Here is a 25,788-nt window from a genome sequence, read left to right as displayed (position 1 = left end):
TTTCTAAAACCTTCTCCATGGTCTAGATCAAACCCCAATCGCGGTATCCCTGCTGGAGGAGAGCCAGGTATTCCGGGGCGGGTTTGGATTCTTCGGCGGGGTGGGCCGGAACGTAGGTAAAGCAAGACAAAGATTCGCCGGTTTCGGTGTTGACCAAAACGTTGAGTTTGGCGTTCTGGGTGGGGAATCCCTCGGCGATGTCCAGTTTCTTCAGGGCTGAATCGGGAACGTCGTAAACGCCGCCTTTAACCCGGGCGCCGCGGAGGGGTTTGAGGGAGGCGGTCCCGCCGCGGAAGACCCGCGACCAGCCGGAGAAAATCAATTGATAGCCAGATAAGGTGGCGGAAACCCTGGGCTTGCACTCGGGGCAGCGTTCTAAAGTGTATTTCCGGGACAGGGCGGCACCATAGGCGAAGAATAGCGGCATGGGCGCATTATAGCACAGCGCCAACGGCAAATCCCGGTTGGACAGGGGTTAGGCATCATAACATTGCCTTCATTTTGGGTTTGACTTTTAGCTATGAGCGTCTTATATTGGCGTCGATTTCTGGGAGGGTGGTTAGCCGTATGCGGGCTGCCGATGAACCGATTGTAATCGAGAGCCTGGGCCGGCTGAACGAATACGGCGCGGACGATCTCCTTATTTGCTGCGCATCGTTCGAAGAGCGGTGCATATCGGCCATTCAGAGGATGAGCGCGAACTACCGGTTCGTTACTCCATCATTTTTGTTATCGAGGAGCCGCGTTACCAGGAAGCCATCGACTTCAATCTCGCCAAAATTCAGACGATGATGGCCCGCAAAACGTCGGAGGGCGTGTTCGTCATCCGCTGCCAGCGAGACGACCCGGTTGAGGGCGTGGCGCAGTTGAAAACCATCTGGAAGAGGTGCCGGCCTAAGGACGCCGAGGATCCTTACATCACCGTGGATATTTCCGGTTTTTCCAAGGTTTATCTGCTGGGATTGCTGCACTACCTGGTGGCGGAATTGAACATGGGCTTGCCGAGGATAGTCCACACCACCCAGACCTACGCGCCGTCACGATTGACGCAGGGCGTGCACCAGATTACTACCGTAGCAAATTTCTTCGGGTCTTTCTCTGTCGAAAAGGAGACGGTGCTGGTATTGTTCCTGGGTTTCGAAGCTGAAAGATCGCTTTCGGTGTGGAAACAGTTCAATCCGAACCGGACGATCTGCCTGGTGACAGCGCCCCGCGACGGGAACGAAGAATACTTACGCTATGCCGAAAAAAACAATGACGTCCTTCTCGCCCAGCCGAATGTTGAAGTCAGGCGGGTGGCGGCGGATTCGCCCTATCACATCCGTAATACCCTCGAGTCCATCTGGGAAGAATTCAAGGCTTCTGCCAATATGATCATCGGGCCGTTCGGGACCAAACCCCAAACCGTGGGGATTTTTGTCTTCTGGCTGGAACATCCCCGGGTCCAGATCGTCTATTCCTTCCCCAGCGAGTACACCAAGAGCTATCTGAACCGGAAAGCCGGGAAAACGATCGTCCTTCCCCTGACCAATGTAAATCGCGGTACCATAGATCCAAAATTTCAATTTTCCAGAACCGGGGATATCTGATCCGGGCACTGCCGGAATATCGGCGGCATTCCCGGATCGAAGTATTATGTAGCTTTTCAGCCGTTTTGTGCCTATAATGGCTACAATATCCCGCTTTGAAAGGGCTGGCCGCGAGATCTGATGTCCGACTTCTGGCACGAGTTCCTGCTGACCTTCGTCCCCCTGTTCATCGTCATCGACGCCATCGGCAACCTGCCCTTCGTCATCGCCCTGACCGAGGATTCCACTAAAGAAGAGCGTTGGCGCATCATCAACCTGGCGACCATCACCGCCGCCGCAGTCGGTTTGTTCTTCCTGTTCCTGGGCAGCTTTATCCTGAAAGCCATGAACATCAGCGGCGGCGCCTTCGCTATCGCCGGCGGCATCATCCTCATGGTATTCGCCATCCGCTACATGACTACCGGTCATATGGTCGAGGTCATCAAAGAGGAAATGGTAGCCGTAGTCCCCATCGGCACACCTCTCACCGTCGGGCCGGCGACGATCACCACCCTGCTTCTGCTCTCGAATCAATACCCGATTTACGTGGTGTTCGTGGCCTTTGCGATTAATATTTTCATCGCCTGGTTGACCTTCGTCGCCGCCGGAATGTTTATGCGGCTGATGGGCCGTGGTGGTCTCCGGGCAATCTCAAGGGTATTCAGCCTGCTTTTGGCAGCCCTTGCCGTCAGCATGGTCATACGCGGACTGGAACTTATCAACGTCCTTCCGACACCCTCCGGGTAAGCCGGGTGACCGCCCAAAAGTCCCGGCTTTATTTAGCTACAAAAATATTTGGTTCCAAACGCTTGACAATCGTATTAGCTTGGGCTATCGTATAATTCAAATTTACGAAGGAGGGTATTTATGGAAGGTTATTGCATGAAATGCCGCACCAAGAGAGTTATGAAGAATCCTAAGGCCATCACCATGAAGAACGGCCGGCCGGCCACCCAGGGCGTCTGCCCCGTCTGCGGCACCAAGATGTTCAAGATCGGCAAAGCCTAGTTCAATAACCCCTTGGCTTTCTAAGACCGGGCGTCCGAGCCCGGTCTTTGTATTTAATAGAACAATTTGAACGAGATGAGTCTTGACAGCACATCTGACCGCTAATATAATCCAACCGATGAACGAACATTCAGTGAAAACTGAAAAAGCACGCCGGTCTACCTGGCGCGACGAAAAAGCCGAAGAACGCCGTCTGCAACTTATTGACACGGCGCTAGAGGTTTTCGCCCGAAAAGGCTTCGACAAGACCAGTGTCCGTGAACTGGCTACCGCGGCCGGGGTGGCACAGGGGCTGATGTACCACTATTTCAAGAGCAAGGACAAGCTGCTTGAAGCCGTGGTAGAACGGCACAGCTTTCTGCCCCAGCTCAAGAGCCTGCTCGCCACGCTCCACAATGAAGCGGCCGCCAAAGTCCTCAAGGCCGTCGGGCGCCAGTTCTATGATCTCCTGGGGCAAAAAGAAAGCCTGATGAACATCTTTTTTCACGAAACCCAGAGCCACCCTATCGTCCCCCGCATCTGGCGCGGCATTATGAACGAAGGCATCTCACTTTTCCAAAACTACCTGGACGAACGGGTGAAAGCGGGAGAACTTAAAGCCCACAACACCGACGTGACGGCGCGAATGCTTGCCTATGCTATCGTACTGCTTCGGGCCGGCGGTGTTGCCTTCCACCAGCGAACCCGACCTGAAGCCTTCATTGACCAGATGGTGGATAATATCCTGGGCGGCATCGCCGCGCCGGTCAATTAACCCCAAGAAACATTTTATATATCTTGCGCGGCTCCCAAAAGCCAGGGGTGAATGGCACTCGATCGATCAACGCCAGTATCATTCCGCACCTTCAGGTTTTCATTCTCCTACCCCTGGGCAGTTCAACAAGATTCGATACCCGTTGACAACTTTGGATGGCATACGGTATCATTTTAACCCGCGCCTACTTTTGTAGGAGTGTAGCTCAGTTGGTAGAGCGGTGGTCTCCAAAACCACTGGCCGAGGGTTCGAATCCTTCCACTCCTGCCAGCGGCCGAGATGGTGGAATGGTAGACACGCTAGCTTGAGGGGCTAGTGAGTGATGAGCTCGTGGGAGTTCAAATCTCCCTCTCGGCACCATTAAAAACTTGTGGTAAAATCCGGGTTCACCGGGCGGAAGTAATTCAGTGGTAGAATGCCTCCTTGCCAAGGAGGATGTCGCGAGTTCGAGTCTCGTCTTCCGCTCCATTTTTATAATCAGGCGGACATACCCCGAGTCCGAGGCGAAAAGGGCGACGTAGCCAAGTGGCAAGGCGGGGGTCTGCAAAACCCCTATTCACCGGTTCGAATCCGGTCGTCGCCTCCAACTCCTGCCGCTGATTTTCCCGCTCACACTTTTTTCAGGTGAAAACCCCACGCCGCAAACAATGCCGTCAGCACGACCAGACTCCACAGCATGACGTTAGAATTGGAATTCAGGTTGAGCGGTTCAGCCAAACCCAGGATGAGAACCATCCCCAGGATGGCGCCTAAACCGGCCAGCCAGATCGAACCTCGGTAGCGGAATGCCTTGCTGAAAACCAGGATGCCGAATATCACACCAATGGCATAGCCGAGGATCATGCCGGCGATTGCCCCCACCAAGCCGCCGAACCCGCCGTAACTGTTCCAATCAATTATCTTCGATCCAATGAGCGCACCCAAAATGGCAAACGCGTACCCTCCCAAAGCCGAAGCCAGGGCCATGCCGAAAAACGATTTCACCGTTCTTTTCACGATTTTGAGCCCTCTCCCAACCTCTTTTGGATAATTGTATCGTAAAAGTGGCTGCGGCTATTAATAAATTCGGTTAACTCCGTTCGGAGACCCCTTGACACCCCTAGCCAGCGACGTTAAACTATGGCCGTTCCATGAACACTTCAAACTTCACCATCGCTCAGGCCGCCGACAAACTAGGCGTTTCCACCCGTACCATACGCCGGTACATCAAATCGGGAAAGCTCCGCGCTGACCTGGTCAACGGGCCGTTCGGTGAAGAATACCGCATCCGCGAATTACCGGAAGATCTTAAAAAACTCGAGACACCCGACCCCTGGACGGCGCTTGAAAAGCGGGACCCCCTGGCCGGAGCTTCCCAGGACGCCATAGCCGTTTTGAGGGATCTTCAGGAGAAGAACCTGGCACTGGCCGCCCAACTAGGAGCGGCAACCGAACGCATCCGGCAGCTTGAAAGCCAGCTTAAAACCAAGTCCATCACCGATGGTCAATCACCGAAGACGGCCTGGTGGCAAAAAATATTCTCCGGGATACGTTCGCTGTTTTCTCATAAGACTGAACAGCCGATGGTTGTCGAGTCAACGGAACCAGAGACTGTTTCCAAAACCCCCGAACCTGCGGTTTAGCAGGCCGCGTCCCCGCCGATTATCTGCGGCAGGCCGCCCGGGCACTGCCACCGAAGGCGATGCTGATTCCGAACAGGAAGCCGAAATCGTACCAGCCGCCGTTGTTATGGACCTCGTAGATGTTCACGTTGTTCGAAAAGAGCGATATTATGAAGGTTATCGGTGAGATGATTCCCTGCCAGAGCCCGGACCAAAAGCCGGCGACATGATCGGCTCCGCCGGGGGTGTTTACCGCCGGATTCACCCCGGCCGCGCAGCCGGCTAGAATCAGTACCGCCACTACGGCTAAAGCGACTAATAAAAGTTTCGTCTTCATCATTCCCCCGCTGGTTGTCGATTGGAAATGTGTGATGACATCGGAAGGAATTGATGGTGCCGGGAGAGGGGATCGAACCCACACGACCGAAGTCGGCGGATTTTAAGTCCGCTGCGTCTGCCAGTTCCGCCATCCCGGCGCCGGAAGAGATTATAGCACAAGGCATCGGGATTTTGGCGAATTTAGAGAATAAAACCTCGCGCTACCGGTCCGGGCTATATTACGGAAGCAACCACCACAGCGAAATGGAGCGAGGCTCCAATGATTATCCAGATGTGAAAAATATCATGGAAGCCGAACACCCCGGGCACGGGATTGGGGCGTTTCAAAGCGTAAATTACCGCCCCAATACTGTAAGCGACCCCGCCGGCCACCACTCCCCAGAAGGCCAGGCGCGGCATCGACAGCCACAATTGGCGCATCGGCGCCAGCGCCAACCAGCCCATGCCCAGATACAGAATCGGCGAAAGAATCCTGGGGGCGTGCATCCAGAAAAGCTTGTAAACGACACCTACCGCTACTATTGCCCAGGGTATGGCGATCATGAAGACTCGCCACAAACCGTCGAGATAGATATAGACCAAAGGGGTATAACTCCCGGCGATCATGATGAAAATGGCGATATGATCCAGTTTTCGCCATATCGAGGTTTCGCCGTCCCGCCGTTTCAGGGCATGGTATGTGGCGCTAAACGAAAATAATGCGGTTATCGCCAGGCCATAAATCAGGACCACCGCGAGCAGGTCCCACCGCCCCCAGGTCAAAACCAGCAGGGCGACCAGACCGGCGGCCCCGGCGATGGCGCCGCCCAGGTGGGAATAGCAGGAAAAAGCTTCGGACCGATTGGCTACGATGGTTCGACTCCTTTTTGTTTGCGGCATTATAGCTTGCCGGAGGCAAAACTGCCACCTGGAAACCAGGGTTTATTGACTTTACGGAGGCAATTCTGTTTTAATTAGCATTTGTTTGCTGAATAAACAAGGAGAAATCTACATGGATAAAATAGCCGTCAAATTATCGCCGCGTACCGTGACCGGCAAGAAAACCCGGTTTTTGCGGCGCGCCGGCGTCACCCCCTGCCACGTTTTCGGTCACAACCTGGCTTCCCAGACCCTCCAGGCTGCGACAGCTGACCTGGAAAGGGTTGTCGCCCAGGCCGGCAGCACCCGGCTGGTGGCTCTGCAAGAAGAGGGGGAAAAGAAGCCGCGCATGGCCTTCATCCGCGAAGTTCAGCGCACTCCGGTAGGTGGCGGACTTTTCCACGTCGATTTCTACCAGGTCAATATGAACGAGCCGATCACCGCCGAGATCCCGCTGCGGTTGGTTGGCGAAGCCCCGGCGCTGAAAACCAAAGGCCGTATCCTGGTCCACCCGATGGCTCATGTCGAGGTCGAAAGCCTGCCGGGCGACCTGCCCGCCAGTATCACCGTTGACATTTCGGTGCTGAACGAACTCCATGATGCCATCCACGTCCGGGACCTGAAGGTCGAAGCGGAGGTCACTATCCTGTCCGACCCCGATCAGCTTATCGCGAAGGTCAGCGAGATCACCGTCAAGGCGGAAGAGGTGACCACTGCCCCGGTGGCTGCTACCGCTCCGGGTGCCGAGGGCGCCGCTCCCGCCGAGGCTGCCGCTCCTGCCGCCGCCGAAGCCAAATAAGCGAACCATTCAGACAGACTGGAAAAATCGAGGCTCATACTGGTCGAAAGATCAGTATGAGCCTCTTAATTTGGGTATTGCCATTTAGACGATCAAAAGGTTAAGATGGCGGGAATATTCAGAAACCAACCGGGGTAAGGGCTTTGTTAGCTGTAAAAATATCCGACGTTTCGAAAGTCTACGGCGAAAAAAAGGTCGTCGACGGCGTCTCCTTCGAGGTCGACAGCGGAGAGATCTTCGCCCTGATCGGGCCCAACGGCGCCGGCAAAACGACCACCATCCGGATGATGATGGATATCATCAAACCCGACAGCGGCGATATCCTGATCATGGGCCAGCACCTCGGCGAGGGATCCAAAAATTGCATCGGCTACCTGCCCGAAGAGCGCGGGCTTTACCGAAAGCTCCGCATAATGGATACCATCGTTTACATGGCCTCCCTCAAGGGGGCGCCGGTCGAGACGGCGGTGGCCCGTGCCGAGAATCTGCTCAAAAAGTTCGGCCTTTACGAACACCGCTACAAAAAAATCGAGGAGTTGTCCAAGGGTATGGGGCAACTCATCCAGTTTGTGGTAACCGTGGCCCACGACCCCGGGCTGATCATCCTCGACGAGCCGTTCGCCGGCCTGGACCCGGTCAACTCCCGCCTGCTCAAAGACACCATCAAAGACCTTCGCGCCGAGGGCAAAGCCATTATCCTGTCGACACACCGGATGAACGAAGTCCAGGAGATGTGCGACCGCCTGTTCATGATCAATAAGGGTCAGCGCGTCCTGTACGGGGCGCTGAACGACATACGGAGGCAGTTCCGATCGAATTCGGTGGTGGTGGAATCGGAACAGGCCCTGCCGTCTCTTTCGGGCGTCTCCGGCGTCGAGTCCAAGAACCACACCTCGATATTGAAGCTCGACGGCTCGACGACACCCCAGTCCGTTCTCGCCCAGCTGGTGGCAGCTCAGGTGCCGGTCGAACGGTTTGAGGTGTCGCTGCCTTCACTGGATGACATTTTTGTACAGGTGGTGAAGAAGCCGTGAGCAAGACCGCACTCATTTTCAAGCACGAATTCACCACTTTAATCCGCCGGACCGGCTTTATCGTCATGACCGTGGCGGTCCCCTTAGTCGGGCTTATCGTCATCCTCGGCGGCCAGATCTTCTCCGGCGGCCAGGGCGGCGGCGGCGGCGGTCCGGTCGAACAAATCAAGATCGGATACGTCGACCAGGCCTCACTTATCACCGGCCACCAGCAGGAGGGCAGTTTCGACTTCGTCGGCTACGAGACGATCGAAGCCGCCAACCAGGCACTGATAAACAAGACCGTTTCAGAATATATCGTCATTCCCCAGGACTACATCGCTACCGGAGCGTTGGTCCGCTTCACCACCGAACGTCAGTTGGAAGTCCCGGGCGACCGCCTGGGCGCCATCCAGAGTTTCATGCTCGACAATCTTCTGTCGCCGAACGTAGGCGCCGCGGTCATCGACCGGGTCAAGGCGCCGGCGAACCTTTCGAACGTCATCCTCGACCCCGTGACCGGCCTGCCCGCTGAAAACCAGGGCGGCGTGGCCGCCTTCCTGTTGCCCTACCTGTTCAGCATCCTCCTGGTGATGTCCATCTTCACTTCCTCGGGCTACCTGCTCCAGGGCCTGGCCGAGGAAAAAGAAAACCGAATCATGGAAGTTCTGCTGTCCAGTGTGTCGGCGAGGCAGCTGATAACGGGGAAGGTCCTCGGCCTGGGCGCCGCCGGACTTGCCCAGATGGCCATCTGGCTGTTCTCCGCCCGGTTCCTTGCCAGCCTGGCCTCGGCTAACTTTTCGGCCATCCTGGGCTCGATCGAACTGTCGGCCACCTTCGTCATCTTAGGCCTGGCGTACTTCATCCTGGGCTATCTGCTGTTCGCCATTCTGCTGGCGGCAATCGGCAGCATTGCTTCGAGCATGCGCGAAAGCCAACAGTTGGCCGCTATTTTCAGCGTTCTGGCGGTCTCGCCGCTGTGGGGGCTGGTCTTCATCATCGAAAATCCCCAGCACCCGGTGAGCGTTTTCCTGACCATTTTCCCGTTCACCGCCCCCATCACCACCATGATCCGGGTGGGCACCGCGGAAGTACCGTTCTGGCAGATAGGATTGAGCATGACGGTGATGGCGGCATCCATCTTCGGGTTGCTGCTGCTTTCGGCCAAGGTCTTCAGGACATTCCTGCTGATGACCGGCAAAACACCCAGGATCGGCGAGATCCTGCACATGCTCAAGGAAGCCTAGTCAGCCGGCGGTTCCGCCGAAGCCTGGTTTAACCGGCGCCGATGAGGTGGTTGAACGGCTTTTCGTCAGCGACCGGGCCTACCAGCGACAATCTCATTTTGTCTTCCCGGATGAGTTCGTCCGCAAGATCCCGCAAATCATCAAGGGTCACCGCCTCGATCCGCCGGATGACGTCCTGGGGGGTGAGCACCTCGCCGGTCAGGATTTCCTGGCCGCCCAGCCATGAAGCCACATGCCGGGAATCCTCCAGCCGGAGGGCCAGCCGGCCTTTGGACAATTCCTTGGCTTTGGCCAGTTCCTGGGCGGTCAAGGTGGTTTTGAGCAGGTTGAGTTCTTTGATCACCGCTTCGAGGGCTTTGAGCAGATTATCCGGGTCAACGCTGGCCGCCACGGTGACGGCTCCGGTGTCCTTCAAGAATTCGGCATAGCTGTGAATGGCATAGGCCAGCCCCAATTTATCGCGGATTTCCGAAAACAACCGGGAGCTCATGCCTTCACCCAGGATGACGTTGAGCAGGCTCTCGGTATAACGCCGGGGATCCGCGATGGACAGGGCGGGCAACGCCAGCAGGAAGTGGTCCTGCTCTATGTCCCGGGTTTCCAGCACCAGCCGCCTGCCGTCAGCTCCGGTGAACGGGGAAAAGGGAGGCGTTTTCCTGGAGCCGGGTTGCCAGTTTCCCAATTTTTGTTCAATGGAGGCAACGATATCCTTCTCGGAAACTCCCCCGGCAATGGCAACAACGGTATTCTCCGGCAGGTAATGCTCCGCCATATAGGTCCCCATGTCATCACGGGTGATGGCGCCGACTGATTTCTCGGTCCCGGCGATATCCCGTCCCAACGGGTGACCCGGCCACAGCACAGTGTCGATCAGCTGGCAGGCTTTCTGATCCGGCTGGTCTTCCGACATGTGGATCTCCTCCACTATGACCTGGCGTTCTTTTTCGATATCCGAAGGATCGAATTTGGAGTGGAGCAGCATGTCGGAGAGGGTGTCCAGAGTGGACACAAAATGATCACGGGGGGCCTTTGCCCAGTAAACCGTGGTCTCGCGGTCGGTGCCTTCATTCAGGATGCCTCCGATCCCCTCGATCGATTCGGAGATGGCGCGGGAAGTGGGCCGTTTTTCGGTGCCCCTGAACAGGCAATGCTCTATAAAATGGGAAATCCCCGACACCGGCTCCAGTTCATATCGCGACCCTGTCCCCACAAAAATACAAACCGACACGGACAGCGTATGCGGCATTTCCTGGCTCAACAGCCTTAACCCGTTGGGCAGTACAGTTTTTCGGTACATCTTAAACCTCTGGAAATGATTGTACCCCGTTTGGGGCGGAAGCCAAAACGCGCCGGGCTAAACGGGCATCCCGGGTCTTATAAACCTAGGCCCGTCCGCCGGTTGAGGCAAAGGGCAGGCTGGGAAAGACATCCAGGTCTAGTCCCGATCTTTCACCCTTCACCAGGTGAAAATAACCGCAGCTGGCGATTATCGCCGCATTATCCGTGCATAGGGAAAGCGGCGGGATCGACACCGGGACCGGGGAATCCTGGAGTATTTTCTCCCTGAGGCGGCCGTTGGCGGCGACACCGCCGGCCAGCAGTATCTGATTGACGCCCCACTCTTCGGCGGTGGCCAGGGTTCTTTTAACCAATACCTTGACGACCGCTTCCTGGAAGCTGGCGGCGGCATCATTGGGAGATCCGGCCTGGCCGGTTTCCGCCAACCGGTAAAGAGCCGTCTTGAGGCCGGAAAAACTGAAATCGGAGCTGCCGGGGATGACGCCTTTCGGCAGTTTGAGCGTCGGTTTTCCCGATTTGGCCGCTTTCTCGATCACCGGACCGCCGGGATAGCCCAGGTTGAGCAACCTGGCGGCTTTATCGAAAGCCTCTCCGGCGGCGTCGTCTCTGGTTCTGCCGATGAGTCGATAATCGCCGTGATCTTTCATCAAAACAAGGTCGGTGTGCCCCCCCGAAACGATGAGCGCCAGGGCAGGCAGCGTGGGTATGTGGCCGGTCAGCCAGTTGGCGTAGATGTGGCCTTCCAGGTGGTTGATCCCTATCAGCGGTTTTCCGGCAGCCATCGCGGTGGCTTTGGCAAAATTGGCGCCGACCAGAAGCGATCCCGCCAGTCCGGGGCCGCACGTCACCGCCACGGCGTCGATATCATGCATGGTCAGGGACGCGGACTCCAGGCATTGCCGCATTACCGGCACTATTGAAAGAAGATGCTGCCGCGAGGCAACCTCGGGAACCACTCCTCCGTAACGGGAGTGAATGTCCACCTGGGAAGCCACCTTGTTGCCCAGGATTTTAATCCCTTCTTCGACCACTGCCGCAGCCGTTTCGTCGCAGGAGGTTTCGATACCCAAAACTCTCATCGCATGATTATAACAGACCGTAGTGAAGGTTTCAGTCAGGCGTGCGCCATGCGCATAATGATAAAATAGAAAGAAAAATGGAGAAATGAAGAGCAATTGCAGTGAAATAAGGTTCAGAAACAACTGCATGGAATTAGGATATGACGGCAAAGTCGGCAACAATTGATGAGGATCAATTTGCCGATATTCAGGCTGGTGGGTTATTATAGCTGTGTTAGCAGTCTCGCAGTGAGACTGCTAAAATAATGAGGAAGAAAGACAACAAGAAGGAGGTATTCATGGCAATCAACGTGCAACCGCTGCAAAACTTCATCCTGGTGAAACCCGGTAAGAAGGAAGAGATGCGCAGCGGCATCGTCATCCCGGACACCGCTCAGGAAAAAGCCCAGGAAGGTGAAGTCGTCGCCGTAGGTCCCGGCCGGTTAGGCAAAGACAACACCCGCGAAGTCATGGACGTCAAGGTCGGCGATTTCGTGATCTATCCTAAATTCGGCGGCACCGAGGTCAAGGTTGAAGGTATCGATATGGTCATCATGCCGGAGAACCAGGTCCTGGCCAAAAAAGTCTATTAAGAAAAACTGAAAGAAACGATTAGGAGGAAAAGTGGCAAAACAGATTATTTTCGGAGAACAGGTACGCAAGTCCTTGCAGAGAGGCATTAACACCCTGGCCGATACCGTAAAAGTCACCCTCGGCCCCAAGGGTCACCCGGTCGCCCTTTCCAAACCGTGGGGCGCTCCCACCGTCATCGACGACGGCGTCACCATCGCCCGCGATATCGACCTGCCGGATCCTTTTGAGAACATGGGCGCTCAGATCGTCAAGGAAGCTGCTTCCAAGACCAACGACGCCGCCGGCGATGGCACCACCACTTCCATCATGCTGGCTCACGCCATCATTACCGAGGCCTTCAAGAACATTACCGCCGGTTCGGAGCCCATCGCCCTGAAGCGCGGCATTGAGAAAGCCACCGCGGCTGTTGCCAAGGAACTCAAGCGGATGTCCACCCCGATCCGCGGCCGCGAGCAGATCGTCCAGGTTGCCACCATTACCGCTAAAGATCCTGAAATCGGCGAGCTTATTGCCGACGTCATGGAGAAAGTCGGCAAGGACGGCGTCATCACCATCGAAGAGTCCAAGGGCCTCAAATACCAGACCGATTATGTCGAAGGCCTGCAGTTCGACCGCGGCTACATCTCGGCCTACTTTGTGACCGATACCGGCCGCATGGAAGCCGTCCTCGAGGATCCGATGATCCTCATCACCGACCGCAAGATCGAAACCATGGGTGAGCTCCTGCCTGCCCTGGAAAAGATTCTGCAGTGGACCCGCACCCTGGTCATCATCGCCGAGAACGTCGAGGGCGAGGCCCTGGCCACGCTCGTCGTCAACAAGATGAAGGGTACCCTGAACATCCTGGCCGTCAAAGCGCCGGGCTTCGGCGATCGCCAGAAGCAGATGCTGGAAGACATCGCCATTCTCACCGGCGGCCGCGTCATTTCCAAGGAAGCCGGCCGCAAGCTGGATTCCGTTACCGAGGAAGACATGGGCCGCGCCCACCGCGTCACCACCAACAAAGACAAGACGGTCATCGTTGACGGCGCCGGCACCCCGGAAGCCATCAAAGACCGCATCAAGCACATCAAGGCTCAGATCGACGAGGTCGAGAGCGCTTTTGACCGCGAGAAGCTGCAGGAGCGCCAGGCTGCCCTCGCCGGCGGCGTTGCCATCATCGCCGTAGGCGCGGCCACCGAGACCGAAATGAAAGAGCGCAAGGCCCGCGTCGAAGACGCCCTGGCCGCCACCCGCGCCGCTCTTGAAGAAGGCATCCTCCCCGGCGGCGGCGTCGGCTTGATCAACGCCCTGCCCGCCCTGGATAAATTGAACCTGGAAGGCGATGAAGCTACCGGCGCTCAGATCGTCAAGCGCGCCCTGCCCACTCCGGTCCGCTGGATCGCCACCAATGCCGGCCGCGACGGCGCCGTGGTCTTCGACAAAGTCCGCACTTCTCCCCCCGGTGTCGGTTACAACGCCGAGGCCGATGAATGGGGCAACATGGTCGACATGGGCATCATCGATCCCACCATGGTCGTCCGCTCCGCCCTGGAGAATGCCGCCTCCGTGGCCAACATGGTCATCATCACCAACTCCCTGGTGGCCGATATCCCGGAGAAGAAGGTCGAAGCTCCGCCGCCCGCCGGCGACTTCGGCTAGTTCAAAACCGAGTCTCCTTTCGGAAGAGAGCCGCCTCAAAGGGCGGCTCTCTTCTTTTTGCACGTTTGCCGCATTGCTCAATCGTAGAAAGCCGGGTATAATAATATATTGTACTTTAGTATTAGGACTCCGATTTCATGCATGAAATGGCGGTAACCCAGAGCCTCCTGGACATAGTGTTGAAAGAGGCTGCCCAGGCGGGGGCCAAAAAGGTCAACGGTGTCAACCTGGTTATCGGTGAACTTTCCGGTTTGGTTGATGATTCGATCCAGTTTTATTTTGATTTTATGACCAAGGGCACTATCGCCGAGGGAGCGACATTAAATTTCAAGCGCGTTCCGGCTAAAATGAGATGCCGGGCGTGCGGTGAAGAGTTCGCGACGGCCCCGGATGAGTGGATTTGCCCCAAATGCGGCGAGTGGCAGGCTGAAGTCACCGCGGGTAAGGAATTCTATATCGATTCTATCGAGGTGGACGATGCAGATAAAGGTCCTTAAAGACATAATGGCCGCCAATACGCAGAACGCTGACGTCAACCGGGCTCGGCTTGACGCCAACGGCATCCTGGGGGTCAATATCATGGCTTCTCCCGGAGCCGGCAAGACGACATTTATTTTGGCTACCATCGCCAGCCTCGGAGAGGACGGACGGGTTGGCGTCATCGAGGGTGACATCGCCTCGCAGATCGATGCCGAAAAAGTGGCTCAGAAAGGCGCCCCGGTGGTCCAGATCAATACCGGCGGCGGCTGTCACCTCGACGCCGGGCAGGTGGCGGCCGGACTCGATAACCTGCCGCTGGATGATATCGACGTTCTTTTCATAGAGAATGTCGGCAACCTGGTTTGCCCTTCTGAGTTTAAGCTGGGGGAACACCTCAGAGTGGTTCTGCTGTCGGTGCCGGAAGGCGACGACAAGCCGTTTAAATATCCCGGCATGTTCGCCTCGGCGGATGTGGTCGTCATCACCAAAATAGACATTATGCCCTATTTCGATTTCGATCTGGGCAAATTTTCCCGGGCTGTAGAGGGTCTTAAGCCGGGAATCAAAGTGTTTCCCCTATCCGCTCGAACCGGGGAGGGTTTCAACGACTGGACAGACTTCTTGAAATCGCTGTTGAGGCGGTAATTTAAGCCGTGGCCGAGGATTTGACCGTAGAACGCCTGGCAATATCTGTCAAGGGGGTTGTTCAGGGGGTGGGCTTCAGGCCCTTTGTCTATCAGCTTGCGCACTCCAACGGTTTGGCCGGCTGGGTGACCAACACCTCGGGCGAGGTGCGGATTGAAGTTGAAGGCCCGCCAAAGAACATAACTGCTTTTGTGGGCGACCTCGAGCCCAAGGCGCCGCCTCAATCCCATATCACCAGCGTTATGTCAACAAGGCTTGAGCCCCGCGGATACACCGGCTTTGAGATCAGGGAGAGCCTGGCGGAAGCCGGTAAATACCAGATGATATCCCCCGACCTGGCGACCTGCCCCGAATGCCGCAGCGAAATATTCGACCCTACCAACCGGCGGTTCAGATACCCGTTCACCAACTGCACCAACTGCGGGCCCCGGTTTACCATCATCGAAGACATCCCCTATGACCGGCCTCTGACCACCATGAAAGTATTCCCCATGTGTCCCGAATGCGGCCTGGAGTACGAAAATCCCCTGGACCGCCGCTTTCACGCGCAACCCAATGCCTGCCCTGTCTGCGGCCCGCAGCTCCGGCTGGTCGATTCGGCGGGAAGGCAGCTTGAAAGTCAGGATATCATTGCCGATATTGGCGAGTTCCTCAAAGAGGGCAAAATAGTCGCCATACGCGGCCTGGGCGGGTTTTTACTCGCCTGCGACGCGACCAATCAACTGGCCGTAGATGAGTTGAGACGAAGAAAACACCGACCGGCCAAGCCGTTTGCGGTGATGGTTGAAAACATGGCTGAGGTCGAAAGCCGTTGTGCGGCGTCTACCGACGAACAAGGTCTTTTAAATTCGCCCGCGGTTCCTATCGTGTTGCTCAAGATAAACAGCTGCACCGATATCGCGCCGTCAGTGGCGCCGGGTTTGAAGTACCTGGGCGTGATGCTGCCCTATACCCCGCTCCACCACCTGCTGATGGCTGAAGTGAACCGGCCGCTGGTGATGACCTCAGGCAACCTGTCCGAGGAACCCATCGCGCGGGGCAACAAGGAAGCATTGTCTCGGCTGGGGACGATCGCCGACTATTTTGTCCTGCATAACCGCGAGATCTTTTCCCGTTATGACGACAGCGTCACCATGTTCGAAGCCGGATCACGGCGGATGCTGCGGCGAGCCCGCGGCTTCGCGCCTTACCCGGTCCGTCTAACTCATTCGGTTCCGCAAATCCTTGGGGTTGGGGCACAGGAAAAAAATATCTTTTGCCTCACCCGGGACGACAACGCCTTCGTGTCGCAGCACATCGGCGACATGGAAAACGAGGAGACTTTCGAGCATTTCGAGAACACGCTCGATCTCTACAAAAAGATGTTCCGCATCCAGCCGCAGGTTATGGCCTGTGACATGCACCCGGAGTATTTCGCGACCAAATGGGCCGAGGCTGAGGCCGCCCGCTCTGGCGTCCCCCTGGTTAAAGTTCAGCACCACCATGCCCATATTGCGTCGTGTCTCGCTGAAAATGGCGTTAAGGAAAAAGTCATCGGCGTCGCTTTCGATGGCACCGGTTACGGGGTGGACGGCAAGATCTGGGGCGGCGAGTTCCTTATTGCTGACAACTTGGATTTCGAGCGCGCCGCGCAGCTTGAGTACCTGCCGCTGGCGGGTGGAGAATCGGCCATTAAAAAGCCGTACCGGATCGCCATTGGGTACCTGTACCGGCTTTTTGGTAACGAAGGGTTGACAATGGCCGCCCGCTGTCTAAGGGATGTCGAGGGGTCGGAGTTCGGACTTATCAAACAACTGGTGGATCGGGGGCTGAATTCTCCTGAAACCTCAAGCGCCGGCCGTCTCTTCGATGCCGTCTCGGCAATTCTCGGCGTGTGCCGGGAGATTCGATATGAAGCCCAGGCCGCCGTTGAACTCGAGATGGCCGCGGAGGGCGTTGAAACCGGGTCCAGTTATCCCTTCGACATCGAAGTGGTTGGCGAACGTAAAGCCGTTCGTCTGCGCCGGATGTTTGAAAAATTGGTCGCGGATCTCGATACCGGCGTGCCTGTTGCCGAGATTGCCGCCAGGTTCCATAACGCTCTAATAGACATAATACTGAAGACGTGTGACATAATAAGGGATGAAACAGGACTGAATTCTGTTGCCTTATCCGGCGGGTGCTTCATGAACCGGAGATTGTTAAGAGGGGCGATTGCCCGGCTTTCCGCTGAAGGGTTCAAAGTCTATTCTAATTCGGAGGTTCCGACCAACGACGGCGGCATCTCCCTGGGACAGGTCGCGGTAGCCGCGGCCACGCTGGTAAAATAGGGCGAGTTTGTTTGAATTTTGTATCTAGTATTTTGGAAATTCAAAACGGAGGTTTGTGATGTGTCTTGCGGTTCCGGCGAAAATTGTTAAGATCGATGATACCATCGCGGAAGTCGACATGGCCGGGACGACTGTCCGCGCCAGTCTGGTGATGGTGCCCGACGCCAAGATCGGCGACTACGTCCTTCTTCATACCGGCTTTGCCATCCAGGTGCTCGACGAGCACGAGGCGCTTGAGACATTGAAGCTTTTCAAAGAAATGGAAATGATCCCGGAGACGCCATGAAATTCTCCACGGAATTCCGAGATTCAGCCCTGGCTCAAAAATTGCTACAGGATATCCGCCGGAAATCCACTAAACCGGCTAATATCATGGAGTTCTGCGGCGGCCATACCGTGGCCATTTTCCGCTACGGGCTGCGAGAACTTCTACCGAAGCACCTGAAACTACTCTCCGGGCCTGGTTGTCCGGTTTGCGTCACCTCGACCGCCGACCTGGACAAAGTGATGGCTCTGGCAGCCATTCCCGGAGTTGTCATTACCACTTTTGGCGACCTGATCAAGGTTCCGGCGAGTTACGGCAGCCTGGATCGGGCTCGCGCCTCCGGCGCCGATATCCGCACGGTATATTCAACCCTTGACGCCCTGGACATCGCCCGGAAAAATCCAAATAAAAAAGTCGTGTTTGTCGGCATCGGTTTCGAGACCACGGCTCCGACTGTCGCCGCGGCTATCCTGCAGGCCCACGCTGAGAAATTGGATAATTTCTTTGTATTATCCCTCCACAAGGTCACCCCTCCGGTAACCAAGGTGCTGCTGGACGCCGGTGAGATCAAAATCCAGGGGATCATCGCGCCCGGCCACGTATCCGCCATTATCGGCGCCGACGCATGGAAATTTATTCCGGAGCGTTACGGCATTGCCTGTGCCGTATCCGGATTCGAGCCCCTGGACATCCTGTACTGCGTGGACCTTATCGTCGATCAGATCGAAAACGGAAACCCTAAAGTGGAAACTGCCTACAGCCGTGTCGTAAAGGGCGAGGGCAACAGGGTCGCCCTGTCGATGCTCGACCGGGTTTTCGAACCAGCCGCGGCCAATTGGCGGGGCGTCGGGGTGATTCCCGCGAGCGGGTTGGTCATCAGACCGGAATTCGCCGCCCATGATGCAGAGAAAGAATTCGACATAAAACTCGATAAACCGCCGCGGGAACCGGCAGGCTGCCTTTGCGGCGAAGTAATCCGTGCTGTGAAAACGCCCGAAGAGTGTAAGCTCTTCCGCAAAGTGTGCACGCCGGAAAATCCGGTTGGTCCTTGCATGGTTTCAAGCGAAGGCTCGTGCGCGGCCTATTACCACTTCGCAGAGGCGATTTAACAGGGCAAGACTTCGGGAGGCATATTTGGAAAAATCCAAACAGGTACTCCTTGCTCACGGTTCCGGTGGCAAACTGAGCCAGGAACTGGTGCGCAATATGTTTGTCGGCGAACTGGCTAATGAGGCTCTTTGCCGCATGGACGACTCTGCCTGCCTTGACGCCGGCGATGGCCGCCTGGCTTTTACTACCGATAGCTATGTGGTCAGCCCCATTTTTTTCCCCGGGGGCAACATCGGCAAGCTGGCGGTCTGCGGCACGGTAAACGATCTCTCCACCTCCGGCGCCACTCCAAAATATCTGAGTCTGGCAATGATCATCGAAGAAGGTTTGCCTTTCGAGGATCTGTCCAGGGTTGTCCAAAGCATCAAGGCAACCGCCGAGGAGGCTGGTGTTTGCATTGTCACCGGAGATACCAAGGTGGTTAACCGGGGAAAAGCCGACAAACTGTTTATCAACACCGCGGGAATTGGCGTCGTACCGAGGGGAGTAAACATCTCAGGAGTCAACGCCAAACCGGGCGATATAGTTATGTTAAGCGGCAGCATCGGAGATCACGGCATGGCCATCATGGCGCAGCGCGAGGGATTCACCTTCAGCGTGCCGGTCGAGAGCGATTGCGCTCCTCTGAACGGCCTTGTCGCCGAAATGATGAAGGTTTCAAGCAACATTCACGTCCTTCGCGACCCCACCCGCGGCGGCCTTGCCAGCACTTTGAACGAAATAGCCGCTCAGTCAGGCGTGGGCATCGAAATTGAAGAATCGAAAGTTCCGGTGAAGGATGCCGTCCGGAGCGCCTGCGAACTCCTTGGATTCGACCCGCTTTATGTCGCTAACGAGGGCAAAATGATAGCTATTGTAGCTCGTGAGGACGCTGATAAGGTACTGGCAGCCTTGAGAAATCACCGGTACGGGATTGATGCCGCGGTGATCGGAGAAATTACAGCCGAACACAAAAACCGCGTCGTGTTAAGGACTGCCCTCGGAGCCAGGCGCATCGTGGATATGCTTTCAGGTGAGCTTTTACCGCGCATCTGCTAGCCCCTGACATGCTTGGCCAATCGGCCTGGACATGTTAAAGGTAGTGCAACCCCTCCCGGACTGTGTTATCATCAGGTTACGATGAATCCGAAGACTCTCCTCAAGTACAACCATGTCAACTGAGTCCATTTATCTGATACTTCTTATTGCCTGCCTTTTTCTGTCGGCTTTTTTCTCAAGTTCGGAGACGGCCTTTATCTCATTATCAAAATACCGTCTTCAAAATATGCTCGATGAAAATGTAAAAGGCGCCGACCGCGTAGCCAAACTGGTTGAGAAACCTGAGAGACTGTTGTCGACCGTGCTGTTGGGCAACAATTTCGTTAACATCGCGGCCTCAGCTCTCGCGACCGTCCTGGCGATTTCAGCTTTCGGTGAGCAATACGGCGTCATTATAGCCACTGTCGGTTCGACCGCGATCATTCTGATTTTTAGTGAAGTGACTCCTAAGACCGCGGCAACACGGCATCCGGATCGCATCGCGCTTACTTTTGCCGGGCCGATCGGCTTTTTGGCCTGGTTGTTCACCCCGCTGGTCACCGTTCTTTCGTGGATCGCCTCAGGATTTATGAAAGTTTTCGGCGGAGGCGTGACCTATCACCGCTCTTTGTTTAATGAAGACGAAATTCGCACCATGATCGACGTCGGGCACAAAGAAGGAGCCGTAGGACCGGTTCAAGCCGAGATGCTCCAGGCCGTATTCGATTTTCGCGACCGCCCGGTTTCCGAAGTCCTGGTGCCGAGACCTGAAGTCGTCGCCGTGGAAAAAGGGACGGCGCTCCAGAACTTTTTCGAGATCTACCAGAAATCCCCAATGTCCCGTTTTCCCGTTTTTGAAGAAAATATGGACAATGTCATTGGAATTCTTTCGATCAAAGACGTTCTCATGGCGCAGGCCAGAGGGGAAATTTCTACCGGAGAACCCATCGACAGCCTGGTTCGCCCGGCTTATTTTGCCCCTGAATCCAAACCCATCGGCACCCTTTTCAATGAGATGCGAGACAAAAATTACCGGATGTGCATCGTGATAGACGAGCACGGCGGCACCGCGGGTATCGTCTCTTTGTCCCGTCTCATGGAGGAGATCGTCGGACCGGTCGGGGACGAACTTTCGCAAGCCGAAAAAGACTACGAATCAATCAACGAATCTACCTACCAGGTGGACGGGGGCATGCGCATCCAGGATGCCAATGAGGAACTCGATCTGGGGCTGCCCGAGGGTGCGGGTTATGAAACAATCGCCGGCTTTATCATGAAAAGGCTTGGCCAAATCCCGCGCCAGGGCCAGGTACTTAAATTCCAAAATCTCAAACTGGTAGTAAGTGGGATGCGAGGCCGGAAGATCGAAGAAGTCCTCATCACTAAAGAAAAACCCCCGGAACCCAGCCCAGGGGCGCCCGGGGTCGATTCTACCGCCGGCAAACAGCTCGGTTGATGCCCTATCAGGTTATTCGAATGATGAAACGCCTGCGTTTTCAGTTTGGCCGCGGCGACGGCCTCAAGTTTCTATCCCACCTGGATATGATGCGCCTGTGGCCACGGATATTTCGGCGGGCTGGAATAGACCTCGCCTATTCGGAGGGTTTCAACGGTCATCCCCGCCTGGCTGTCGCTGCCCCGTTAGCCGTTGGCTGGACCGGGGAAGCCGAACTCATGGATGTCTGGTTGGATACATCGTTGCCGGCGGAATCGATTTTGACCTGCATCTCCAGGAAATTACCGGAAGACCTGTCCATTGGACAGGGGATGTTCGTACCTGAAGAGGCGCCCTCGCTTCAGTCACAGATACGCTTCGCAGAATATCGCATCCTGTCAGTCATAGACAGGTCAGCCGGGGAAGTAGGACAAGCCGTTGACTGCCTGCTTGGCTTGTCTACCCTGGACTGGAGCTACCAAAGGGATGAAGAAACCAAGCGCTATGATCTTCGCGCCCAGATAGAAACTATCAGCGTTGAAAATGTCGACGGTGATAATGTTTCCCTGCTGATGCGCTTGAAAAACGACCCCTCGGGCTCCGGACGTCCGGAGCAGGTTTGTCTTGCGCTGGGATTCCGAGGCCACCCGCTAAAAATCCACCGCACCCGGTTGGTGTTGGCTTAGGCGACTCTATGGCTGAATTGAACGCCGGGCGACAGAGGCAAGCCAAAGAGTACGCCAGGAAACGGCGGCGCCTGGGTTTTATCAATTTTGTTTTGTCGACCCTGCTGATTTTGGCATTAATTCTAACCCCTCTTTCGGAAACAATTGCCCGAGGGATTTCCGGAGCGATACCGGTGGCGGCAGCACTTTATCTGATCATTTTGATGGTGGCTTATGACGTCCTGACCCTTCCCATTTCATATACCACCGGATACCGGCTGCCAAAAGAGTACGGTTTACTGCACCAGACCGCGTCCGGGTGGGTATCAGATCATTTTAAGTCGCTGGCCATGGGCATTGGTTTCGGCGCCGTAGCGGTGGCGGTGATGTTCTTGCTTCTAGAACATATGCCCGGCTGGTGGTGGCTGGTTGCCTGGGGGCTGCTTCTAGCGATCACTCTGGTGATGACGGTGCTGGCTCCAATCATTTTTATTCCTTTGTTCTATAAGATGCGTCCCATTGACGAAGGCGAACTCAAAGACCGTTTGAACGCCCTGGCCGCAAAAGCCGGCGTCAAAGTATCAGGCATCTATATCATCGAATTCTCTCAAAAGACCTCCCTGGCCAACGCCGCGGTGATGGGCCTTGGGCGGACCAAGCGGATAGTGATCTCAGACACCCTGATAAACGCCTATACGCCCGATGAAATTGACGTTGTGATGGCGCATGAATTGGGACACCAAAGAAACGGTGACGTTTGGCGGCTCTTCGGTTTTCAATCGGTTATTTATCTTGGAGTCTTTTGGTTGGCGTCGGCGCTCTACGCTTTTTGGGTACAGCAAACGGATTATGTCAACCAATCCGATCCCGCGGCACTCCCCCTGTTCTTGTTTTGCCTCACCGTTACAGCGGCGCCGAGCCTTGGCTTGCAGAGCTGGTTCAGCAGGAGAGTCGAAGGCGGAGCCGATGCTTTTGCGCTGCGATTGACCGGCGAGTCCGATGTATTCATCTCGGCGATGACAAAATTGACCGACCAGAACCTGGGCGAATCGCGGCCTTCCAGTTTCCTGGAAAGGTTGGGACAGGACCACCCGAGCTATATCGACCGTGTTAAAATGGCGGAAGCATTTGGCGCTAAGCCCAAGCCCGATCAGGACAAACCGGACATATAATGACCCGAATATTCATCGCCAGGCACGCCGAAACCGAATGGAACCGCATTCGCCGAATCCAGGGCGGCGGTTCCGACACCCCGTTGAATGAGACCGGCCTGAAGCAGGTCAAGTGCTTGGCCGGGCGACTGGCTAATGAAAAGCTGGCCATGATCATATCCAGCCCGCTGGGACGGGCCAGAGTTACCGCGGAAGCCATTGCCGGAGAGCACGGGAGCATGCCTGTAGAATTGGAACCGGATCTGCGGGAAATTGATGCCGGGGAACTCGAGGGCAAAGCCGTGGCCGAGGTTGGCGGCGGGCTGGGTTTACTATTGACCGCCGTCTCCGAGAATGGGTTGCCCAGTTTGCCCGGGGGAGAATCGCTTGCCGACGTAAGAGAACGGGCCTGGCGGGTCGTGTTGAACCTGGCGTCACGTTTTCCCGAAGGCGAGGTCCTGATCGTCACCCATTATTTCGTGGTTTTGTCTATCATTTGCCGTGTCTTGGGTCTCAGGGAAACCGACATAAGGAAATTCAGGCTAAATACGGGAAGCCTTTCGATCATCGAGGTTGACCCGGCCGGCACAGCGAAACTTGTTGTTTTCAATGAATCGTGTTTTCAGGTCGACAGCCATCCCTGGTAGTTCAGCGTCATGACCACAACGCAAAAAACCGAAAAGAAAATCCTGGATTTTATCCGAGCGCGCCGGTTGGTGTCCAGGGGTGACAGGGTAATTGTCGCCGTGTCCGGCGGTGCGGATTCGGTTACCCTGCTTCATATATTACATAAAGTCAGGGATGAACTTGGTTGTGAACTTCACGTAGCCCACCTGGATCATCGACTGCGAGGGGATGCCTCCCATCAGGACGCGCAATTTGTGGCCGGCCTGGCCCAAAAGCTCGGGCTTCCTTCCACTATCGAGGCAAGGGCTGTCAGAACTTACCGCGAAGAAAACCGTTTGTCAACCGAAGAAGCCGCCCGTGAGGTTCGGTACAAATTTCTCTCAGAGGTGGCTGAGAAAATTGGAGCTTCATCGGTGGCGGTAGCTCACACCCTTAGCGATCATGTGGAAACGGTGACGCTTCATCTATTGCGGGGAACCGGCCTGACGGGGCTCGTGGGCCTTAAAGACAAAAGTATCCTGCGTTACAAGCGAGTCGGTCCCTTGACCTTGATTCGGCCGTTGTTGTGCCTCAAGCGAGCCGAGGTGGAAGAATATTGCCGAGAGTTGACTCTTGAATTCCGTACCGACGCCACCAATGAATCTCTGTCATTCACCCGCAACCGTATTCGCCATACTCTGCTCCCCGGCTTACGTAAAGACTTTAACCCTAGAATTGACGACGCGCTTGATAAGTTGGCTAAAATTGCCGCTGATGATGTCGATTTTATACAGACCGAAACTTCTAAAGTTGCCTCCGGGGTTGTCCGCCTCGACGGTAATACCGTCGCAATCGACCGAAAAGGGTTTGCCTCTCTTCACCCGGCTCTTAAGCGTGCACTGCTCCGGCAGGTACTCAGTTCGGTTCTTGGGAGTCCGAAGGACATCGAGGCAGTTCATATTGAAGCCATGCTCGATGTGGCGGAGGGCGAAACGGGGCGAAGCATCGACCTGCTCGATGGCGTAGCCTTTGTATCGGGTTACCAGGACCTGACTCTAGGGAGGAATGCCTTCGAAGATATCCCGTTGCCCGAGATCAAAGGAGAGCGCAGCCTGAATATTCCCGGGGTGACGGAGATCTCCGGTTGGCGGGTTAAGGCAACAATACTCGAGAACGGGACCGGGCTTTTGACGGCCGGGGCATCTGATGAATACACCGGGCTATTCGATCTGGATGCAGTTGGCGATGAACTTAAGGTCAGGGCCCGGCGGGCGGGCGATTGTCTGGTTCCGCTTGGCATGGAATCTCAGAAATCGGTCAAGGACTTCTTCATCGACACCAAAGTGCCCCGTGCCTGGCGTTCCAGGATTCCTCTTGTTGTCAACCCCTGTCAGGTCGTGTGGGTGGTTGGGCACCGGCTTGATGACCGGGTTAAGGTGACCCCGTCTTCACGGCGGATCCTTCGTTTGGAGTTCACCAAAACCGGTTGCTAGACTGGCTTTGTCGCCCGTACCTTCACGCTGACGATAGTTTCAGCAATATGCTGAATCATCTCTTCGGTTATCCCCAGGGATTCAGCCTCTTTCACCAGCTCGGGAGCCATGTCGATGAAGTCTAGGTCAAAAACATTTTCCCCGACAACTTTGATATTTTCAAAACCGGCTCGTTGGATCGCGCCCAGGTATTCAGACTTTAAATTGGCGCCAGCCACACACGCGGTATACGCGGCAATAGAATCCCTCACAAATTCCGGGAGAGGTTCCAGCAGGACAATATCTGAGACGGCGATACGTCCGCCCGGTTTCAGCACCCGGAAAGCCTCGCTGAAAACCTTTGGTTTATCCGGCGACAGGTTAATGACGCAATTGGAAATGATGGTATCGACAGTACCGGATTCAACCGGTAGATTTTCAATTTCACCATGCCGGAATTCGACGTTACCGTATCCGCCTTTTCGTGCGTTTTCACGAGCCCTTGACAACATGTCAGGGGTCATGTCCACACCGATTATTCTCCCCGCGGTACCGACCTGTTTTGAAGCCAGAAAGGCATCGAAACCTGCGCCGGAACCCAGATCGAGGACGGTTTCCCCTGGTTTGAGCGCGGCGATGGCGGTGGGATTGCCGCAACCAAGACCGAGATTGGCGCCTTCCGGCACCGCTGATAGTTCTGCGTCTGAGTAGCCGATAACCCGGCTGATAAGATCGGCAGACGGGGAACCGCAACAATTACTGCTGCAGCCACAGCCGCTGCCTCCGGTCCGGGCGATTTTCCCGTAACGGTCCTTTATATAACTCTTGATTTCAGCGTCTTTCACTTTGGTGCT

28 protein-coding genes and 5 tRNA genes are annotated in these 25,788 nt (G+C 55.8%); 25 read left to right on the top strand and 8 right to left on the bottom strand.

The genetic code is table 11. The features are described 5' to 3' along the window. Positions 1-22: 22 nt before the first annotated feature. Entirely contained in the window at positions 23-427 is a 405-nt protein-coding gene (locus tag Dform_RS10600) for a gamma-glutamylcyclotransferase family protein (protein WP_076004939.1), read from the bottom strand. A gap of 217 nt (positions 428-644) precedes the next feature. Here Dform_RS10600 and Dform_RS10595 point away from each other — a divergent pair, with 217 nt between their 5' ends. From Dform_RS10595 to Dform_RS10565, 8 genes are all read left to right on the top strand, one after another. Further along, complete coding sequence (locus tag Dform_RS10595) at positions 645-1,589, top strand: hypothetical protein (RefSeq protein WP_225973689.1); 945 nt, start codon at positions 645-647, stop codon at positions 1,587-1,589. 120 nt (positions 1,590-1,709) lie between these two features. Then, positions 1,710-2,315: a MarC family protein gene (locus tag Dform_RS10590; protein WP_076004938.1), complete on the top strand. Its 606-nt coding sequence runs from the start codon at positions 1,710-1,712 to the stop codon at positions 2,313-2,315. Between the two features lie 120 nt (positions 2,316-2,435). Then, positions 2,436-2,576 (top strand): DUF5679 domain-containing protein, encoded by a 141-nt coding sequence (locus tag Dform_RS11495; protein ID WP_192846589.1) that lies wholly within the window; start codon positions 2,436-2,438, stop codon positions 2,574-2,576. 118 nt (positions 2,577-2,694) lie between these two features. Next, entirely contained in the window at positions 2,695-3,330 is a 636-nt protein-coding gene (locus tag Dform_RS10585) for a TetR/AcrR family transcriptional regulator (protein ID WP_145925589.1), read from the top strand. 194 nt (positions 3,331-3,524) lie between these two features. Then, positions 3,525-3,600: transfer RNA gene (locus Dform_RS10580), tRNA-Trp, on the top strand. A gap of 3 nt (positions 3,601-3,603) precedes the next feature. Next, positions 3,604-3,690: transfer RNA gene (locus Dform_RS10575), tRNA-Leu, on the top strand. A gap of 33 nt (positions 3,691-3,723) precedes the next feature. Beyond that, positions 3,724-3,798 (top strand) — tRNA-Gly (locus tag Dform_RS10570). 43 nt (positions 3,799-3,841) lie between these two features. Beyond that, positions 3,842-3,916 (top strand) — tRNA-Cys (locus tag Dform_RS10565). Positions 3,917-3,939: 23 nt separating this feature from the next. Here Dform_RS10565 and Dform_RS10560 read toward each other — a convergent pair. Next, positions 3,940-4,326, bottom strand: a complete 387-nt coding sequence (locus tag Dform_RS10560) for a hypothetical protein (protein ID WP_076004936.1) — start codon at positions 4,324-4,326, stop codon at positions 3,940-3,942. Between the two features lie 134 nt (positions 4,327-4,460). Between Dform_RS10560 and Dform_RS10555 the strand changes: the two genes are divergently transcribed. Next, a complete protein-coding gene (locus tag Dform_RS10555; protein WP_076004935.1) occupies positions 4,461-4,952 on the top strand; it encodes a helix-turn-helix domain-containing protein in 492 nt (163 codons plus the stop codon). 19 nt (positions 4,953-4,971) lie between these two features. Here Dform_RS10555 and Dform_RS10550 read toward each other — a convergent pair whose 3' ends face one another. The 3 genes from Dform_RS10550 to trhA form a co-directional block, all read right to left on the bottom strand. Continuing rightward, a complete protein-coding gene (locus Dform_RS10550; RefSeq protein ID WP_083635453.1) occupies positions 4,972-5,268 on the bottom strand; it encodes a hypothetical protein in 297 nt (98 codons plus the stop codon). Between the two features lie 54 nt (positions 5,269-5,322). Next, positions 5,323-5,407 (bottom strand) — tRNA-Leu (locus Dform_RS10545). A gap of 76 nt (positions 5,408-5,483) precedes the next feature. Next, entirely contained in the window at positions 5,484-6,149 is a 666-nt protein-coding gene (gene trhA / locus Dform_RS10540; protein ID WP_076004933.1) for a PAQR family membrane homeostasis protein TrhA, read from the bottom strand. A 112-nt stretch (positions 6,150-6,261) separates the two neighbouring features. Between trhA and Dform_RS10535 the strand changes: the two genes are divergently transcribed. The 3 genes from Dform_RS10535 (at position 6,262) to Dform_RS10525 (ending at position 9,187) form a co-directional block, all read left to right on the top strand. Then, positions 6,262-6,927 (top strand): 50S ribosomal protein L25, encoded by a 666-nt coding sequence (locus Dform_RS10535; RefSeq protein ID WP_076004932.1) that lies wholly within the window; start codon positions 6,262-6,264, stop codon positions 6,925-6,927. A 143-nt stretch (positions 6,928-7,070) separates the two neighbouring features. Continuing rightward, positions 7,071-7,961 (top strand): ABC transporter ATP-binding protein, encoded by an 891-nt coding sequence (locus Dform_RS10530; protein WP_076004931.1) that lies wholly within the window; start codon positions 7,071-7,073, stop codon positions 7,959-7,961. Beyond that, positions 7,958-9,187 carry an ABC transporter permease gene (locus tag Dform_RS10525; RefSeq protein ID WP_076004930.1) on the top strand — a complete coding sequence of 410 codons (1,230 nt, stop codon included), beginning with the start codon at positions 7,958-7,960 and terminating at the stop codon, positions 9,185-9,187. The genes Dform_RS10530 and Dform_RS10525 overlap by 4 nt, the downstream gene beginning before the upstream one ends. Positions 9,188-9,215: 28 nt before the next feature. Here the strand turns inward: Dform_RS10525 and Dform_RS10520 are convergent, their stop codons facing one another. Together Dform_RS10520 and tsaD are read right to left on the bottom strand one after the other, a co-directional pair. After that, complete coding sequence (locus Dform_RS10520) at positions 9,216-10,484, bottom strand: M16 family metallopeptidase (protein ID WP_076004929.1); 1,269 nt, start codon at positions 10,482-10,484, stop codon at positions 9,216-9,218. 85 nt (positions 10,485-10,569) lie between these two features. Continuing rightward, positions 10,570-11,565: a tRNA (adenosine(37)-N6)-threonylcarbamoyltransferase complex transferase subunit TsaD gene (gene tsaD, locus Dform_RS10515; RefSeq protein WP_076004928.1), complete on the bottom strand. Its 996-nt coding sequence runs from the start codon at positions 11,563-11,565 to the stop codon at positions 10,570-10,572. A 278-nt stretch (positions 11,566-11,843) separates the two neighbouring features. On the opposite strand from tsaD, the gene Dform_RS10510 reads away from it, so the two are divergent. From Dform_RS10510 to tilS, 13 genes are all read left to right on the top strand, one after another. Continuing rightward, on the top strand, positions 11,844-12,137 hold the full coding sequence (locus Dform_RS10510) for a co-chaperone GroES (RefSeq protein WP_076005154.1): 294 nt from the start codon (positions 11,844-11,846) through the stop codon (positions 12,135-12,137). Between the two features lie 31 nt (positions 12,138-12,168). Further along, on the top strand, positions 12,169-13,779 hold the full coding sequence (groL, locus tag Dform_RS10505; RefSeq protein ID WP_076004927.1) for a chaperonin GroEL: 1,611 nt from the start codon (positions 12,169-12,171) through the stop codon (positions 13,777-13,779). Positions 13,780-13,916: 137 nt separating this feature from the next. Beyond that, on the top strand, positions 13,917-14,276 hold the full coding sequence (gene hypA / locus Dform_RS10500; RefSeq protein ID WP_076004926.1) for a hydrogenase maturation nickel metallochaperone HypA: 360 nt from the start codon (positions 13,917-13,919) through the stop codon (positions 14,274-14,276). Then, the gene (hypB, locus tag Dform_RS10495; RefSeq protein ID WP_076004925.1) at positions 14,257-14,904 is read left to right on the top strand and encodes a hydrogenase nickel incorporation protein HypB; all 648 of its coding nucleotides are present in this window, start codon (positions 14,257-14,259) and stop codon (positions 14,902-14,904) included. Before hypA ends, hypB begins: the two co-directional genes overlap by 20 nt. Before the next feature lie 8 nt (positions 14,905-14,912). Further along, a complete protein-coding gene (hypF, locus tag Dform_RS10490; protein WP_076004924.1) occupies positions 14,913-17,213 on the top strand; it encodes a carbamoyltransferase HypF in 2,301 nt (766 codons plus the stop codon). A gap of 58 nt (positions 17,214-17,271) precedes the next feature. After that, positions 17,272-17,499 (top strand): HypC/HybG/HupF family hydrogenase formation chaperone, encoded by a 228-nt coding sequence (locus Dform_RS10485; protein WP_076004923.1) that lies wholly within the window; start codon positions 17,272-17,274, stop codon positions 17,497-17,499. After that, positions 17,496-18,587, top strand: a complete 1,092-nt coding sequence (gene hypD, locus Dform_RS10480) for a hydrogenase formation protein HypD (RefSeq protein ID WP_076004922.1) — start codon at positions 17,496-17,498, stop codon at positions 18,585-18,587. Before Dform_RS10485 ends, hypD begins: the two co-directional genes overlap by 4 nt. Before the next feature lie 25 nt (positions 18,588-18,612). Continuing rightward, entirely contained in the window at positions 18,613-19,626 is a 1,014-nt protein-coding gene (hypE, locus tag Dform_RS10475; protein WP_076004921.1) for a hydrogenase expression/formation protein HypE, read from the top strand. Between the two features lie 112 nt (positions 19,627-19,738). After that, positions 19,739-21,061: an HlyC/CorC family transporter gene (locus Dform_RS10470; protein ID WP_076004920.1), complete on the top strand. Its 1,323-nt coding sequence runs from the start codon at positions 19,739-19,741 to the stop codon at positions 21,059-21,061. Positions 21,062-21,081: 20 nt separating this feature from the next. Beyond that, complete coding sequence (locus Dform_RS10465) at positions 21,082-21,726, top strand: TIGR03936 family radical SAM-associated protein (RefSeq protein ID WP_158513507.1); 645 nt, start codon at positions 21,082-21,084, stop codon at positions 21,724-21,726. Positions 21,727-21,734: 8 nt separating this feature from the next. Then, on the top strand, positions 21,735-22,877 hold the full coding sequence (locus Dform_RS10460; RefSeq protein WP_076004919.1) for a M48 family metallopeptidase: 1,143 nt from the start codon (positions 21,735-21,737) through the stop codon (positions 22,875-22,877). Continuing rightward, a complete protein-coding gene (locus tag Dform_RS10455; protein WP_076004918.1) occupies positions 22,877-23,503 on the top strand; it encodes a histidine phosphatase family protein in 627 nt (208 codons plus the stop codon). The genes Dform_RS10460 and Dform_RS10455 overlap by 1 nt, the downstream gene beginning before the upstream one ends. Before the next feature lie 9 nt (positions 23,504-23,512). After that, positions 23,513-24,955 (top strand): tRNA lysidine(34) synthetase TilS, encoded by a 1,443-nt coding sequence (gene tilS, locus Dform_RS10450; protein ID WP_076004917.1) that lies wholly within the window; start codon positions 23,513-23,515, stop codon positions 24,953-24,955. Here the strand turns inward: tilS and Dform_RS10445 are convergent. Beyond that, positions 24,952-25,779 carry an arsenite methyltransferase gene (locus tag Dform_RS10445; RefSeq protein WP_076004916.1) on the bottom strand — a complete coding sequence of 276 codons (828 nt, stop codon included), beginning with the start codon at positions 25,777-25,779 and terminating at the stop codon, positions 24,952-24,954. The two genes, tilS and Dform_RS10445, sit on opposite strands and share 4 nt — an antisense overlap. Between the last annotated feature and the right edge of the window lie 9 nt (positions 25,780-25,788).

This window comes from Dehalogenimonas formicexedens, from assembly GCF_001953175.1.
Taxonomy (GTDB): Bacteria; Chloroflexota; Dehalococcoidia; order Dehalococcoidales; family Dehalococcoidaceae; genus Dehalogenimonas; species Dehalogenimonas formicexedens.
This window is presented reverse-complemented; position numbering and strand designations above follow the sequence as displayed.

Bases quoted from the DNA above. Each gene is read 5' to 3' on its own strand.
- Dform_RS10600 (WP_076004939.1), bottom strand. From the start codon at position 427: ATGCCGCTATTCTTCGCCTATGGTGCCGCCCTGTCCCGGAAATACACT.
- Dform_RS10590 (WP_076004938.1), top strand. From the start codon at position 1,710: ATGTCCGACTTCTGGCACGAGTTCCTGCTGACCTTCGTCCCCCTGTTC.
- Dform_RS11495 (WP_192846589.1), top strand. From the start codon at position 2,436: ATGGAAGGTTATTGCATGAAATGCCGCACCAAGAGAGTTATGAAGAAT.
- Dform_RS10585 (WP_145925589.1), top strand. From the start codon at position 2,695: ATGAACGAACATTCAGTGAAAACTGAAAAAGCACGCCGGTCTACCTGG.
- Dform_RS10555 (WP_076004935.1), top strand. From the start codon at position 4,461: ATGAACACTTCAAACTTCACCATCGCTCAGGCCGCCGACAAACTAGGC.
- Dform_RS10550 (WP_083635453.1), bottom strand. From the start codon at position 5,268: ATGAAGACGAAACTTTTATTAGTCGCTTTAGCCGTAGTGGCGGTACTG.
- trhA (WP_076004933.1), bottom strand. From the start codon at position 6,149: ATGCCGCAAACAAAAAGGAGTCGAACCATCGTAGCCAATCGGTCCGAA.
- Dform_RS10535 (WP_076004932.1), top strand. From the start codon at position 6,262: ATGGATAAAATAGCCGTCAAATTATCGCCGCGTACCGTGACCGGCAAG.
- Dform_RS10520 (WP_076004929.1), bottom strand. From the start codon at position 10,484: ATGTACCGAAAAACTGTACTGCCCAACGGGTTAAGGCTGTTGAGCCAG.
- tsaD (WP_076004928.1), bottom strand. From the start codon at position 11,565: ATGAGAGTTTTGGGTATCGAAACCTCCTGCGACGAAACGGCTGCGGCA.
- Dform_RS10510 (WP_076005154.1), top strand. From the start codon at position 11,844: ATGGCAATCAACGTGCAACCGCTGCAAAACTTCATCCTGGTGAAACCC.
- hypA (WP_076004926.1), top strand. From the start codon at position 13,917: ATGCATGAAATGGCGGTAACCCAGAGCCTCCTGGACATAGTGTTGAAA.
- hypB (WP_076004925.1), top strand. From the start codon at position 14,257: ATGCAGATAAAGGTCCTTAAAGACATAATGGCCGCCAATACGCAGAAC.
- Dform_RS10485 (WP_076004923.1), top strand. From the start codon at position 17,272: ATGTGTCTTGCGGTTCCGGCGAAAATTGTTAAGATCGATGATACCATC.
- hypD (WP_076004922.1), top strand. From the start codon at position 17,496: ATGAAATTCTCCACGGAATTCCGAGATTCAGCCCTGGCTCAAAAATTG.
- Dform_RS10470 (WP_076004920.1), top strand. From the start codon at position 19,739: ATGTCAACTGAGTCCATTTATCTGATACTTCTTATTGCCTGCCTTTTT.
- Dform_RS10465 (WP_158513507.1), top strand. From the start codon at position 21,082: ATGATGAAACGCCTGCGTTTTCAGTTTGGCCGCGGCGACGGCCTCAAG.
- Dform_RS10460 (WP_076004919.1), top strand. From the start codon at position 21,735: ATGGCTGAATTGAACGCCGGGCGACAGAGGCAAGCCAAAGAGTACGCC.
- Dform_RS10455 (WP_076004918.1), top strand. From the start codon at position 22,877: ATGACCCGAATATTCATCGCCAGGCACGCCGAAACCGAATGGAACCGC.
- tilS (WP_076004917.1), top strand. From the start codon at position 23,513: ATGACCACAACGCAAAAAACCGAAAAGAAAATCCTGGATTTTATCCGA.